This window comes from Pseudomonas frederiksbergensis (genome assembly GCF_035751725.1).
In the GTDB taxonomy this organism is placed as follows: domain Bacteria; phylum Pseudomonadota; class Gammaproteobacteria; order Pseudomonadales; family Pseudomonadaceae; genus Aquipseudomonas; species Aquipseudomonas frederiksbergensis_A.
The window spans coordinates 5,293,255-5,307,203 of sequence record NZ_CP142104.1; the positions used below are offsets into that span (position 1 = coordinate 5,293,255).

General features: G+C 55.7%; 16 protein-coding genes. All 16 read right to left on the reverse strand.

Going from position 1 to position 13,949, the window contains the following annotated elements:
* Positions 1-8: 8 nt before the first annotated feature.
* Positions 9-275: a 30S ribosomal protein S17 gene (gene rpsQ / locus VQ575_RS23800; protein ID WP_003194644.1), complete on the reverse strand. Its 267-nt coding sequence runs from the start codon at positions 273-275 to the stop codon at positions 9-11.
* A gap of 2 nt (positions 276-277) precedes the next feature.
* The gene (rpmC, locus tag VQ575_RS23805; RefSeq protein WP_002555481.1) at positions 278-469 is read right to left on the reverse strand and encodes a 50S ribosomal protein L29; all 192 of its coding nucleotides are present in this window, start codon (positions 467-469) and stop codon (positions 278-280) included.
* Positions 469-882 carry a 50S ribosomal protein L16 gene (gene rplP, locus VQ575_RS23810; RefSeq protein ID WP_003186052.1) on the reverse strand — a complete coding sequence of 138 codons (414 nt, stop codon included), beginning with the start codon at positions 880-882 and terminating at the stop codon, positions 469-471. Before rplP ends, rpmC begins: the two co-directional genes overlap by 1 nt.
* Before the next feature lie 12 nt (positions 883-894).
* Complete coding sequence (gene rpsC, locus VQ575_RS23815) at positions 895-1,581, reverse strand: 30S ribosomal protein S3 (RefSeq protein WP_003176422.1); 687 nt, start codon at positions 1,579-1,581, stop codon at positions 895-897.
* A gap of 13 nt (positions 1,582-1,594) precedes the next feature.
* Positions 1,595-1,927: a 50S ribosomal protein L22 gene (gene rplV / locus VQ575_RS23820; protein ID WP_003103908.1), complete on the reverse strand. Its 333-nt coding sequence runs from the start codon at positions 1,925-1,927 to the stop codon at positions 1,595-1,597.
* 11 nt (positions 1,928-1,938) lie between these two features.
* Entirely contained in the window at positions 1,939-2,214 is a 276-nt protein-coding gene (rpsS, locus tag VQ575_RS23825; RefSeq protein WP_002555486.1) for a 30S ribosomal protein S19, read from the reverse strand.
* 16 nt (positions 2,215-2,230) lie between these two features.
* Complete coding sequence (gene rplB, locus VQ575_RS23830) at positions 2,231-3,055, reverse strand: 50S ribosomal protein L2 (RefSeq protein WP_003186055.1); 825 nt, start codon at positions 3,053-3,055, stop codon at positions 2,231-2,233.
* A 14-nt stretch (positions 3,056-3,069) separates the two neighbouring features.
* A complete protein-coding gene (rplW, locus tag VQ575_RS23835) occupies positions 3,070-3,369 on the reverse strand; it encodes a 50S ribosomal protein L23 (RefSeq protein ID WP_002555488.1) in 300 nt (99 codons plus the stop codon).
* The gene (gene rplD / locus VQ575_RS23840; protein ID WP_003186057.1) at positions 3,366-3,968 is read right to left on the reverse strand and encodes a 50S ribosomal protein L4; all 603 of its coding nucleotides are present in this window, start codon (positions 3,966-3,968) and stop codon (positions 3,366-3,368) included. Before rplD ends, rplW begins: the two co-directional genes overlap by 4 nt.
* Positions 3,969-3,980: 12 nt before the next feature.
* Positions 3,981-4,616, reverse strand: coding sequence for a 50S ribosomal protein L3 (gene rplC, locus VQ575_RS23845; RefSeq protein ID WP_003186059.1), 636 nt, complete (start codon positions 4,614-4,616; stop codon positions 3,981-3,983).
* An 80-nt stretch (positions 4,617-4,696) separates the two neighbouring features.
* Entirely contained in the window at positions 4,697-5,008 is a 312-nt protein-coding gene (gene rpsJ, locus VQ575_RS23850) for a 30S ribosomal protein S10 (RefSeq protein WP_003186070.1), read from the reverse strand.
* 155 nt (positions 5,009-5,163) lie between these two features.
* Positions 5,164-6,357: an elongation factor Tu gene (tuf, locus tag VQ575_RS23855; protein ID WP_003186103.1), complete on the reverse strand. Its 1,194-nt coding sequence runs from the start codon at positions 6,355-6,357 to the stop codon at positions 5,164-5,166.
* A gap of 31 nt (positions 6,358-6,388) precedes the next feature.
* Positions 6,389-8,494 (reverse strand): elongation factor G, encoded by a 2,106-nt coding sequence (fusA, locus tag VQ575_RS23860; protein WP_039594681.1) that lies wholly within the window; start codon positions 8,492-8,494, stop codon positions 6,389-6,391.
* Between the two features lie 30 nt (positions 8,495-8,524).
* Positions 8,525-8,995, reverse strand: a complete 471-nt coding sequence (gene rpsG / locus VQ575_RS23865) for a 30S ribosomal protein S7 (protein ID WP_003186074.1) — start codon at positions 8,993-8,995, stop codon at positions 8,525-8,527.
* Between the two features lie 102 nt (positions 8,996-9,097).
* On the reverse strand, positions 9,098-9,469 hold the full coding sequence (gene rpsL, locus VQ575_RS23870) for a 30S ribosomal protein S12 (protein ID WP_003186084.1): 372 nt from the start codon (positions 9,467-9,469) through the stop codon (positions 9,098-9,100).
* A 216-nt stretch (positions 9,470-9,685) separates the two neighbouring features.
* A complete protein-coding gene (gene rpoC / locus VQ575_RS23875) occupies positions 9,686-13,885 on the reverse strand; it encodes a DNA-directed RNA polymerase subunit beta' (RefSeq protein WP_045157082.1) in 4,200 nt (1,399 codons plus the stop codon).
* Between the last annotated feature and the right edge of the window lie 64 nt (positions 13,886-13,949).

Genomic DNA, 13,949 nt, shown 5'->3' on the forward strand with positions numbered 1-13,949 from the left:
CCTAGCCCTTAGACTTCCACAGCGCGTTCGAGAACATCAACCAGCGCCCAAGACTTGGTCTTGGCCATCGGACGAGTTTCACGAATAGTGACTTTGTCGCCGATGTGGCACTGATTGGTTTCGTCGTGCGCGTGCAGCTTAGTCGAACGCTTAACGTATTTACCGTAGATCGGGTGCTTAACGCGACGCTCGATCAGAACGGTGATGGTTTTGTCCATCTTGTCGCTGACAACACGGCCAGTCAGCGTACGGACAGTTTTTTCGGCTTCAGCCATGATCACTTACCTGCCTGCTGGTTGAGCACAGTTTTCACGCGAGCGATGTCACGCTTAACTTGCGAGAGCAGATGAGACTGCCCCAACTGGCCAGTTGCCTTCTGCATACGCAGATTGAACTGGTCGCGCAGCAGGCCGAGCAGTTGCTCGTTCAGCTGCTGTGCTGATTTTTCACGAAGTTCATTCGCTTTCATCACATCACCGTCCGTTTAACAAAGGAGGTGGCGAGCGGCAGCTTTGCAGCAGCCAGGGCGAAAGCCTCACGCGCCAGCTCTTCAGAAACACCCTCGATTTCATACAGGACTTTGCCTGGCTGAATCTGGGCAACCCAGTATTCCACGTTACCCTTACCTTTACCCATCCGAACTTCGAGTGGCTTTTTGGTGACAGGCTTGTCCGGGAACACACGGATCCAGATCTTGCCGCCACGTTTTACGTGACGGGTCAGAGCACGACGCGCTGACTCGATCTGACGAGCGGTGAGACGACCACGAGCAACAGACTTCAGCGCGAACTCGCCGAAGCTGACTTTGCTACCGCGCAATGCCAGGCCACGGTTGTGACCGGTCATCTGCTTGCGGAACTTCGTACGCTTTGGTTGCAACATTTGGCGTACCCCTTACTTAGCAGCTTTTTTACGAGGCGCTGGTGCTTGTGGCTTCAGTTCTTCTTGGCGACCACCAATTACTTCGCCTTTGAAGATCCAAACCTTTACACCGATCACACCGTAGGTGGTGTGAGCTTCGTAGTTGGCATAGTCGATGTCGGCACGCAGGGTGTGCAGTGGCACACGACCTTCGCGATACCATTCAGTACGTGCGATTTCAGCACCGCCGAGACGACCGCTCACTTGGATTTTGATGCCTTTGGCACCAATGCGCATTGCGTTCTGTACAGCGCGCTTCATAGCGCGACGGAACATTACACGGCGCTCCAGCTGCTGAGCTACGCTCTGCGCAACCAGCATACCGTCGAGTTCCGGCTTGCGGATCTCTTCGATATTGATGTGCACAGGCACACCCATTTGCTTGGTCAGGTCCTGACGCAGTTTCTCAACATCTTCACCTTTCTTCCCGATAACGATACCTGGGCGAGCGGTGTGGATGGTGATACGTGCAGTCTGAGCCGGACGATGGATATCGATACGGCTGACGGACGCGCTTTTTAGTTTGTCTTGGAGATACTCACGCACCTTCAGATCAGCGAACAAATAGTCCGCATAAGTCCGACCGTCTGCGTACCAGACGGAGGTGTGCTCCTTGACGATTCCCAGGCGAATGCCAATGGGATGTACTTTCTGACCCATCTCTTCGACTCCGTTACTTGTCAGCAACCTTGACAGTGATATGGCAAGACCGCTTGACGATGCGATCAGCACGGCCTTTGGCACGTGGCATGATGCGCTTCAGCGAACGCCCTTCGTTGACGAAAACGGTGCTGACCTTCAGGTCATCAACGTCTGCGCCTTCGTTATGCTCGGCGTTGGCTACGGCCGACTCCAGCACTTTTTTCATGATCTCGGCGGCTTTCTTACTGCTGAAAGCCAACAGGTTGAGCGCTTCGCCCACCTTCTTCCCGCGGATCTGGTCGGCGACCAAGCGGGCTTTCTGGGCGGAGATTCGAGCGCCCGACAACTTAGCGGCTACTTCCATTTCCTTACCCCTTAACGCTTGGCTTTCTTGTCAGCCACGTGCCCACGGTATGTGCGGGTACCGGCGAACTCGCCCAGTTTGTGGCCGACCATGTCTTCGTTCACGAGAACTGGGACGTGCTGGCGACCGTTGTGTACAGCGATGGTCAGACCGACCATTTGTGGCAGGATCATCGAACGACGCGACCAGGTCTTAACTGGTTTGCGATCGTTCTTTTCCGCCGCCACTTCGATCTTCTTCAGTAGGTGAAGATCAATAAAAGGACCTTTTTTCAGAGAACGTGGCACTGTCGTATCCCTCTATTTACTTGCGACGACGGACGATCATTTTGTCGGTACGCTTATTACCACGAGTCTTCGCGCCCTTAGTCGGGAAGCCCCATGGCGATACCGGATGACGACCACCAGAGGTACGACCTTCACCACCACCATGTGGGTGGTCAACCGGGTTCATGGCAACACCACGAACGGTTGGGCGAACGCCACGCCAGCGCTTGGCACCAGCTTTACCCAACGAACGCAGGCTGTGCTCGGAGTTCGAGACTTCGCCCAGGGTCGCACGGCATTCAGCCAGCACTTTACGCATCTCACCAGAACGCAGACGCAGGGTCACGTAGACACCTTCACGAGCGATCAGCTGAGCCGAAGCACCAGCGGAACGAGCGATCTGTGCGCCTTTACCTGGCTTCAATTCGATGCCGTGTACGGTGCTACCAACTGGAATGTTACGCAGTTGCAGAGCGTTGCCCGGCTTGATCGGTGCCAAGGCACCTGCGATCAGCTGGTCGCCAGCGCTCACGCCTTTAGGGGCGATGATGTAGCGACGCTCGCCATCTGCGTACAGCAGCAGAGCGATGTGAGCAGTACGGTTTGGATCGTATTCGATACGCTCGACGGTGGCAGCGATGCCATCCTTGTCGTTGCGACGGAAGTCGACCAGACGGTAATGCTGCTTATGACCACCACCGATGTGACGAGTGGTAATACGGCCATTGTTGTTACGACCACCAGACTTCGATTTTTTCTCGAGCAGCGGTGCGTGAGGAGCGCCTTTATGCAGCTCCTGGTTGACCACCTTGACCACAAAACGGCGGCCAGGGGAAGTCGGTTTGCATTTAACGATTGCCATGATGCACCCCTTCCTTACTCAGCACTGCTGCTGAAATCGAGATCTTGGCCTGGCTGAAGGGAGATAACTGCCTTCTTCCAGTCATTACGCTTGCCCAGACCGCGAGCAGTGCGCTTGCTCTTACCCAGAACATTCAGGGTAGTAACGCGCTCTACTTTCACGCTGAACAGGCTTTCGACGGCCTTCTTGATTTCCAGCTTGGTTGCATCGGTTGCAACCTTGAAAACGAACTGGCCTTTCTTGTCTGCCAGAACCGTAGCCTTCTCGGAAACGTGCGGGCCAAGCAGAACTTTAAATACGCGTTCCTGGTTCATCCCAGCAGCTCCTCGAATTTCTTCACGGCCGACACGGTGATCAACACCTTGTCGTATGCGATCAGACTGACCGGATCGGAACCCTGCACGTCACGAACATCGACGTGTGGCAGGTTGCGAGCAGCCAGGTACAGGTTCTGATCAACAGCGTCAGACACGATCAGGACGTCAGTCAGACCCATGCCATTCAGCTTGTTCAGCAGATCTTTGGTTTTCGGTGCTTCAACAGCGAAGTCCTGAACCACGACCAGACGATCAGTACGCACCAGCTCAGCAAGGATGGAACGCATTGCTGCGCGATACATCTTCTTGTTCAGCTTCTGGGAGTGATCCTGAGGACGAGCTGCGAAAGTGGTACCGCCGCCACGCCAGATTGGGCTACGGATAGTACCGGCACGAGCACGGCCAGTACCTTTCTGACGCCATGGGCGCTTACCGCCACCAGAAACGTCGGAACGGGTCTTTTGCTGCTTGCTACCCTGACGGCCGCCGGCCATGTAGGCCACGACTGCTTGGTGAACCAGCGTCTCGTTGAATTCGCCGCCAAATGTCAGTTCGGAAACTTCGATCGCTTGAGCGTCATTTACATTTAATTGCATGTCAGCTTCCCCTTAACCGCGAGCCTTGGCTGCTGGACGTACAACCAAGTTGCCGCCAGTAGCGCCAGGAACAGCGCCCTTGACCAACAACAGATTGCGTTCAGCGTCCACGCGCACTACTTCGAGGGACTGCACGGTCACGCGCTCAGCGCCCATATGACCGGACATTTTCTTGCCCTTGAATACACGACCAGGAGTCTGGCACTGGCCGATAGAGCCTGGAACGCGGTGGGATACGGAGTTACCGTGGGTGTTATCTTGCCCGCGGAAGTTCCAACGCTTGATCGTACCCTGGAAGCCTTTACCTTTGGACTGACCGGTTACATCAACCAGTTGACCAGCGGCGAAGATTTCAGCGTTGATCAGATCGCCGGCCTGGTACTCGCCTTCTTCAAGGCGGAATTCCATTACGGTACGACCAGCGGCTACGTTCGCCTTGGCGAAGTGGCCAGCCTGAGCTGCTGTTACACGCGAAGCGCGACGCTCGCCGACAGTGACTTGCACTGCACGATAGCCATCGGTCTCTTCAGTTTTGAACTGGGTGACGCGATTCGGCTCGATCTCAATGACCGTGACCGGAATGGAGACACCTTCTTCGGTGAAAATACGGGTCATACCGCATTTACGACCGACTACACCAATAGTCATGTTGTAAACCTCATGAGTGTACGGGGCTTTCACCCGCTATGGCCGCCCATTTCAGAGCGTTACACGACTAAGACCGAGTCTTAGCCGAGGCTGATCTGCACTTCCACACCGGCCGCAAGATCGAGCTTCATAAGAGCATCAACGGTTTTATCCGTTGGCTGGACGATGTCCAGAACGCGCTTATGAGTACGGATCTCGTACTGGTCGCGCGCGTCTTTGTTGACGTGCGGGGAGACCAGAACGGTGAACCGCTCTTTACGGGTAGGCAGTGGAATTGGACCACGCACTTGAGCACCAGTACGTTTCGCGGTTTCCACGATTTCCTGGGTGGATTGGTCGATCAGGCGATGGTCAAAAGCCTTCAACCTGATACGGATTTGCTGATTTTGCATTGGATTTCAGACTCCGGCTGCTATTCCCACCGGGCGCAATACGCCCGTTAAAAGGAGGCGCAATTCTATAGACGCCCCTGATAGGTGTCAACCTAATAAAAAAGCCCCCGCTAAGCGGGGGCTTTCCTGTTCATCGAGCCGACTCTGGAAGAGTCTTATTCGATGACTTTGGCTACGACGCCGGCGCCGACGGTACGACCGCCTTCACGGATAGCGAAACGCAGACCGTCTTCCATCGCGATGGTTTTGATCAGGGTGACAGTCATCTGGATGTTGTCACCTGGCATTACCATTTCAACGCCTTCTGGCAGCTCGCAGTTACCAGTCACGTCAGTTGTACGGAAGTAGAACTGTGGACGGTAGCCTTTGAAGAACGGAGTATGACGGCCGCCTTCTTCCTTGCTCAGAACGTAGACTTCTGCGGTGAACTTGGTGTGCGGCTTGACGGTGCCTGGCTTGACCAGAACCTGGCCACGCTCAACGTCGTCACGCTTGGTGCCGCGCAGCAGCACGCCGCAGTTCTCGCCAGCACGACCTTCATCGAGCAGCTTGCGGAACATTTCAACGCCGGTGCAGGTAGTTTTCTGAGTATCGCGCAGACCGACGATCTCAACTTCTTCCTGGATGCGGACGATGCCACGCTCAACACGACCAGTCACAACAGTACCGCGACCGGAGATCGAGAATACGTCTTCGATTGGCATCAGGAACGGCTTGTCGATAGCACGCTCTGGCTCTGGGATGTAGCTGTCCAGAGTTTCCACCAGCTTCTTGACGGCAGTGGTGCCCATTTCGTTGTCGTCTTGACCGTTCAGAGCCATCAGAGCCGAACCGATGATGATTGGAGTGTCATCACCTGGGAAGTCGTAAGTGCTCAGCAGGTCGCGCACTTCCATCTCAACCAGTTCCAGCAGCTCAGCGTCGTCAACCATGTCAGCCTTGTTCAGGAAGACAACAATGTACGGAACGCCTACCTGACGGGACAGCAGGATGTGCTCACGGGTTTGCGGCATCGGACCATCGGCGGCCGAGCAAACCAGGATCGCGCCGTCCATCTGGGCAGCACCGGTGATCATGTTTTTTACGTAGTCGGCGTGACCTGGGCAGTCAACGTGTGCGTAGTGACGCACGGCCGAATCGTATTCAACGTGAGCGGTGTTGATGGTGATACCGCGAGCTTTTTCTTCCGGGGCGCTGTCGATCTTGTCGAAGTCAACCTTGGCCGAACCGAAAACTTCGGAGCAGACACGGGTCAGAGCAGCGGTCAGAGTAGTTTTACCGTGGTCAACGTGGCCGATGGTGCCAACGTTGACGTGCGGTTTGTTCCGTTCAAATTTTTCTTTAGCCACGACAATTAACTCCTAGCTTAAAGGGGCTGGATCAGCCTTGCTTTTTGGTAACAGTCTCGACGATATGCGACGGAGCTGTATTGTATTTTTTGAATTCCATAGAGTAGCTTGCGCGACCCTGAGACATGGAGCGAACGTCGGTTGCGTAACCGAACATCTCACCCAACGGAACCTCGGCGCGAATAACCTTGCCGGAAACCGTATCTTCCATACCCAGAATCATGCCACGACGACGGTTAAGGTCGCCCATGACATCACCCATGTAGTCTTCAGGCGTAACGACTTCTACCGCCATGATAGGTTCAAGCAACTCACCACCGCCCTTCTGGGCCAGTTGCTTGGTAGCCATGGAAGCAGCCACCTTGAACGCCATCTCGTTGGAGTCGACGTCGTGGTAAGAACCGTCGAACACGGTCGCCTTCAGGCCGATCAGCGGATAGCCGGCAACAACGCCGTTCTTCATCTGCTCTTCGATACCCTTCTGGATCGCTGGGATGTATTCCTTAGGAACCACACCACCTACGACTTCGTTCAGGAATTGCAGACCTTCCTGACCTTCGTCAGCAGGAGCAAAACGGATCCAGCAATGGCCGAACTGGCCACGACCGCCGGACTGGCGAACGAACTTGCCTTCGATTTCACAGCTCTTCGTGATGCGCTCACGATAGGAAACCTGAGGCTTACCGATGTTGGCTTCGACGTTGAACTCACGGCGCATCCGGTCAACCAGGATGTCTAGGTGCAGCTCGCCCATGCCGGAGATGATCGTTTGACCAGTCTCTTCATCAGTCTTGACGCGGAAAGACGGGTCTTCCTGAGCGAGCTTGCCCAGAGCGATACCCATTTTTTCCTGGTCATCCTTGGTCTTAGGCTCAACGGCAACCGAGATTACCGGCTCCGGGAAGTCCATGCGAACCAGGATGATTGGCTTGTCAGCGTTGCACAAGGTTTCACCAGTGGTGACGTCCTTCATGCCGATCAAGGCCGCGATGTCACCAGCGCGTACTTCCTTGATTTCTTCACGGGCGTTTGCGTGCATTTGCACCATACGACCCACGCGCTCTTTCTTGCCTTTTACCGAGTTGATCACGCCGTCGCCGGATGCCAACACGCCCGAGTAAACCCGAACAAAGGTCAAGGTACCCACGAATGGGTCGGTAGCGATCTTGAACGCCAAAGCCGCGAACGGCTCGTCGTCACTTGCGTGCCGCTCCATTTCCTCTTCCTCGTTATCCGGGTTGGAACCCTTGATAGCAGGAATGTCGGTTGGAGCAGGCAGGAAGTCGATAACGGCGTCGAGAACCAGGGGAACACCCTTGTTCTTGAAGGAAGAACCGCAAACGGCCAGAACGATTTCACCAGCAATAGTACGCTGACGCAGAGCCGCCTTGATTTCGTCGTTGGTGAGTTCTTCACCTTCGAGGTACTTGTTCATCAGCTCTTCGCTGGCTTCGGCCGCAGCCTCGACCATGTTGCTGCGCCATTGCTCGGCTTCTTCCAACAGCTCGGCAGGAATTTCCTTGCGAACAGGGACCATGCCCTTGTCGGAGTCATTCCAGTACACAGCCTGCATGTTGATCAGGTCGATTTGGCCCTGGAAGTTGTCTTCCGAACCGATAGCGAGCTGGATAGGCACCGGAGTGTGACCCAGACGCTGCTTGATCTGACCGATCACGCGCAGGAAGTTGGCACCAGCACGGTCCATCTTGTTTACATAAACAAGACGTGGAACGCCGTATTTGTTGGCCTGACGCCATACGGTTTCCGACTGAGGCTCAACACCGGAAGTACCACAGAACACGACAACCGCGCCGTCGAGTACACGCAGGGAACGTTCAACTTCAATGGTGAAGTCTACGTGGCCCGGGGTATCGATTACGTTGAAGCGATGCTCGTGCGGGTACTGCTTCTCGGAACCTTTCCAGAAGGCGGTGATAGCAGCAGAAGTAATGGTAATACCACGCTCCTGCTCCTGAACCATCCAGTCTGTGGTCGCGGCGCCGTCATGCACCTCGCCCATTTTGTGACTTTTGCCGGTGTAAAAAAGGACGCGCTCAGTGGTGGTGGTCTTACCAGCATCCACGTGAGCAACGATACCGATGTTACGGTAGCGATTAATCGGTGTAGTACGAGCCATAAAGCCCTCGCAAATTGAGTGACGCTAAAATTAGAAGCGGTAGTGCGAGAAAGCCTTGTTGGCTTCAGCCATACGGTGCACGTCTTCACGCTTCTTAACTGCAGCACCTTTACCTTCAGCAGCGTCCAACAGTTCACCAGCCAAACGCAGGGCCATGGACTTCTCGCCGCGCTTGCGGGCGAAGTCTACCAGCCAGCGCATTGCCAGGGCGTTACGACGGGAAGGACGAACTTCGACCGGAACCTGGTAAGTAGCACCACCTACACGGCGCGACTTCACTTCGACCAGCGGAGCGATGGCGTCGAGAGCTTTCTCGAAGATTTCCAGGGGATCGCTGTTCTTGCGTTCCTTAACTTTGTCCAATGCGCCATAAACAATACGCTCGGCAACGGCTTTCTTGCCGCTTTCCATAACGTGGTTCATGAACTTGGCGAGAATCTGGCTTCCGTATTTCGGATCGTCCAGAATCTCACGTTTGGCTGCTACGCGACGTCTTGGCATGATAAGCCCTCAAGCGGTCTTCAGGTTAGCCCGGGACAGCATATGCTTGCCCGACCTTACTCTTATCGACTCAATAAAAATGAAAAACTGCAAAACGGCCGATTACTTCGGACGCTTGGTACCGTACTTCGAACGACCCTGGTTACGACCTTTAACGCCGGAAGTATCCAAAGAACCGCGGACGGTGTGGTAACGAACACCTGGCAAGTCTTTTACACGACCGCCACGGATCAGTACCACGCTGTGCTCTTGCAGGTTGTGACCTTCACCACCGATGTACGAGGAAACCTCGAAACCGTTGGTCAGGCGCACACGGCATACTTTACGCAGTGCCGAGTTAGGTTTTTTCGGCGTGGTGGTATACACACGGGTGCATACGCCACGACGTTGCGGGCAGTTCTGCAGCGCAGGTACGTCGGATTTCTCGACGATACGCTTACGCGGCTGACGTACCAGCTGGTTGATAGTTGCCATCTACTAGCTCCACTGTTGTCTTGCGACGCTATTGTCTTACAAGAAAAGCAAAATGGCAGGAACGAATTCCCGCCAAATTTAGGGGATCAAGAGTCTAAAGAGGATCTTGTCCCCAGTCAAGGCAAGGCCCCGACCTCCCCGCCCGCCGAATCTCGACAATTTGTCTCGATCCGCCGAACGGGGTGGCCAGGGCCAGGCACCTAATCAACGCCGAACTCAGTTACCGCTCGAGTTCAGTGCTTCGGTCAGTGCAGCTTCCACTTCACTGGCGCTTACGCGCAACGGCTTGTCTGCATCACGGCGACGCTTGCGCTCGCTGTGATAGGCCAAACCGGTACCGGCCGGGATCAGACGACCCACGACCACGTTTTCTTTCAGGCCGCGCAGGTAGTCGCGCTTGCCGGTTACCGCCGCCTCGGTCAATACACGGGTGGTTTCCTGGAAGGAAGCCGCCGAGATGAACGATTCGGTGGACAACGACGCCTTGGTGATACCCAGCAGTACGCGAGTGAACTTGGCAAGGAACTTGTCCTCGTTCGCCAGGCGCTCGTTTTCCACCAGCACGTGCGTCAGTTCCATCTGGTCGCCCTTGATGAAGCTGGAGTCGCCGGACTCGGAGATCTCAACTTTACGCAGCATCTGACGCAGGATGGTCTCGATGTGCTTATCGTTGATCTTCACGCCCTGCAGACGATAAACGTCCTGGATTTCGTTCACGATGTACTTGGCCAGCGCACTCACACCCAGCAGACGCAGGATGTCGTGTGGATCGCTCGGACCGTCGGAGATAACTTCGCCGCGGTTTACCTGTTCGCCTTCGAAAACGTTCAGGTGGCGCCACTTCGGAATCAGCTCTTCGTACGGATCGCTACCGTCGTTCGGGGTAATGACCAGACGGCGCTTGCCCTTGGTTTCTTTACCGAACGCGATGGTGCCGCTGACTTCAGCCAGAATCGAGGCTTCTTTCGGACGACGGGCTTCGAACAAGTCGGCAACACGCGGCAGACCACCGGTGATGTCGCGGGTTTTCGAAGTTTCCTGCGGGATACGAGCGATAACATCACCGATCGCGATCCGCGCACCGTCCGCAACACCGACCAGGGCGTTGGCTGGCAGGAAGTACTGAGCAATTACGTCAGTGCCTGGCAGCAACAGGTCCTTGCCGTTGTCGTCGACCATCTTCACAGCCGGACGAATGTCCTTGCCGGCAGCTGGGCGATCTTTTGCGTCGAGGACTTCGATGTTGGTCATACCGGTCAATTCGTCAGTCTGACGCTTGATCGTGATGCCTTCTTCCATGCCCACGTAGGTCACGGTACCTTTCATTTCGGTAACGATCGGGTGAGTGTGCGGGTCCCACTTCGCCACGATGGCGCCAGCGTCGACCTTGTCGCCTTCCTTCACCGAAATCACAGCACCGTACGGCAGCTTGTAGCGCTCGCGCTCACGACCGAAGTCGTCGGCAATCGCCAACTCACCGGAACGGGACACAGCCACCAGGTGACCGTCGACACGCTCAACGTGCTTCAGGTTGTGCAGACGGACGGTACCGCCATTCTTCACCTGAACGCTGTCGGCTGCGGAGGTCCGGCTTGCCGCACCACCAATGTGGAACGTACGCATCGTCAGCTGGGTACCCGGCTCACCGATGGACTGGGCAGCGATAACGCCGACCGCTTCACCGATGTTCACCTGGTGACCACGTGCCAGGTCGCGACCGTAGCATTTGGCGCAGATGCCGTAGCGAGTTTCGCAGCTGATCGGAGAACGCACGATCACTTCGTCGATGCTGTTGAGCTCGATGAATTCGACCCACTTCTCGTCAACCAGGGTGCCGGCAGGAACGATGACGTCCTCGGTACCTGGCTTGAATACATCACGGGCGATGACACGACCCAATACGCGCTCACCCAACGGCTCTACAACGTCACCGCCTTCAATGTGCGGAGTCATTACCAAGCCATGTTCGGTGCCGCAATCGATCTCGGTCACGACCAGATCCTGGGCAACGTCTACCAGACGACGAGTCAGGTAACCGGAGTTCGCCGTTTTCAACGCGGTATCCGCAAGACCCTTACGAGCACCGTGAGTGGAGATGAAGTACTGGAGTACGCTCAAACCTTCACGGAAGTTCGCAGTAATCGGGGTCTCGATGATGGAACCGTCCGGCTTGGCCATCAGACCACGCATACCGGCGAGCTGACGGATCTGCGCAGCAGAACCCCGTGCGCCCGAGTCGGCCATCATGTACATCGAGTTGAAGGATTCCTGGTCGACTTCGTCGCCATGGCGGTCGATGACCTTCTCTTTCGAGAGGTTGGCCATCATCGCCTTGGAAACTTCATCGTTTGCCTTGGACCAGAGGTCGATCACCTTGTTGTACTTCTCGCCCTGGGTTACCAGGCCGGACGCGTACTGGCTTTCGATCTCTTTCACTTCTTCGGTGGCGGCACCGATGATGCGGGCTTTTTCATCTGGGATAACGAAGTCGTTAACACCGATGGAAACGCCGGAGATGGTCGAATAGGCAAAACCGGTGTACATCAACTGGTCAGCGAAAATCACGGTCTCTTTCAGACCAACCACGCGGTAGCACTGGTTGATCAGCTTGGAGATCGCTTTTTTCTTCATCGGCAGGTTGACGACATCGAACGACAAGCCTTTTGGCACAACCTGGAACAACAGCGCACGGCCGACGGTGGTGTCGACAATACGGGTGTTGGTCACGCTGTTGCCATCGCGATCGTTTACGGTTTCGTTGATCCGCACCTTGACCTTGGCGTGCAGTGCGGCTTCGCCGGCACGGAACACACGGTCAACTTCCTGCAGATCCGCGAACACACGACCTTCGCCCTTGGCGTTGATCGCTTCACGGGTCATGTAGTACAGACCCAATACAACGTCCTGGGACGGAACGATGATCGGCTCACCGTTGGCTGGCGACAGGATGTTGTTGGTCGACATCATCAACGCACGCGCTTCCAGCTGGGCTTCCAGCGTCAGCGGTACGTGCACGGCCATTTGGTCGCCGTCGAAGTCGGCGTTGTACGCAGCACAGACCAGAGGGTGCAGCTGGATAGCCTTACCTTCGATCAGTACCGGTTCAAACGCCTGGATACCCAGACGGTGAAGGGTCGGTGCACGGTTGAGCAGCACTGGGTGTTCGCGAATCACTTCAGCAAGAACGTCCCAGACCTCTGGCAGCTCGCGCTCGACCATCTTCTTGGCGGCTTTGATGGTGGTCGCAAGGCCACGCATTTCCAGCTTGCCGAAAATGAACGGCTTGAACAGCTCCAAAGCCATTTTCTTTGGCAGGCCGCACTGGTGCAGACGCAGGGTCGGGCCTACGGTAATTACCGAACGACCGGAGTAGTCAACACGCTTACCGAGCAAGTTCTGACGGAAACGACCTTGCTTACCCTTGATCATGTCAGCCAGGGATTTCAGAGGACGTTTGTTCGAACCAGTGATAGCACGGCCACGACGACCGTTGTCGAGCAAGGCGTCGACCGCTTCCTGCAACATACGCTTTTCGTTGCGCACGATGATGTCCGGAGCGGACAGGTCAAGCAGGCGCTTCAAGCGGTTGTTACGGTTGATTACTCGACGATACAGATCGTTGAGGTCGGAAGTCGCGAAACGACCGCCATCAAGCGGAACCAGTGGACGCAGGTCTGGCGGCAGAACCGGCAGAACGGTCAGCACCATCCACTCTGGCAGGTTGCCGGAACCCTGGAAGGCTTCCATCAACTTCAGACGCTTGGACAGCTTCTTGATCTTGGTTTCGGAGTTGGTTTGCGGAATCTCTTCGCGCAGGCGGCCAATCTCGTGCTCCAGGTCGATCGCGTGCAGCAGTTCGCGGACAGCTTCGGCACCCATGCGGGCATCGAAATCGTCGCCGAACTCTTCCAGCGCTTCGAAGTATTGCTCGTCGTTGAGCAGCTGACCTTTTTCAAGGGTGGTCATGCCTGGATCGATAACGACGTAGCTCTCGAAGTAGAGAACGCGTTCGATATCACGCAGGGTCATGTCCATCAGCAGGCCGATACGGGACGGCAGCGATTTCAGGAACCAGATGTGAGCAACTGGCGAGGCCAGTTCGATGTGCGCCATGCGCTCACGACGAACTTTTGCCAGCGCGACTTCAACGCCGCACTTCTCACAGATCACGCCGCGATGCTTCAAGCGCTTGTACTTACCGCACAGGCACTCGTAATCCTTTACCGGGCCAAAGATCTTGGCGCAGAACAGGCCGTCACGCTCGGGTTTGAACGTACGGTAGTTGATGGTTTCCGGCTTTTTAACTTCACCGAACGACCACGAACGGATCATCTCAGGCGAGGCCAATCCAATACGGATGGCGTCGAACTCTTCGACTTGACCCTGGTTTTTCAGCAAATTCAGTAGGTCTTTCAAGGCCTTTCCTCCTGGCGGAGCAGAGAGCGGGCAACACAGCCCCGCTCTCGATTCGCGTCACGTG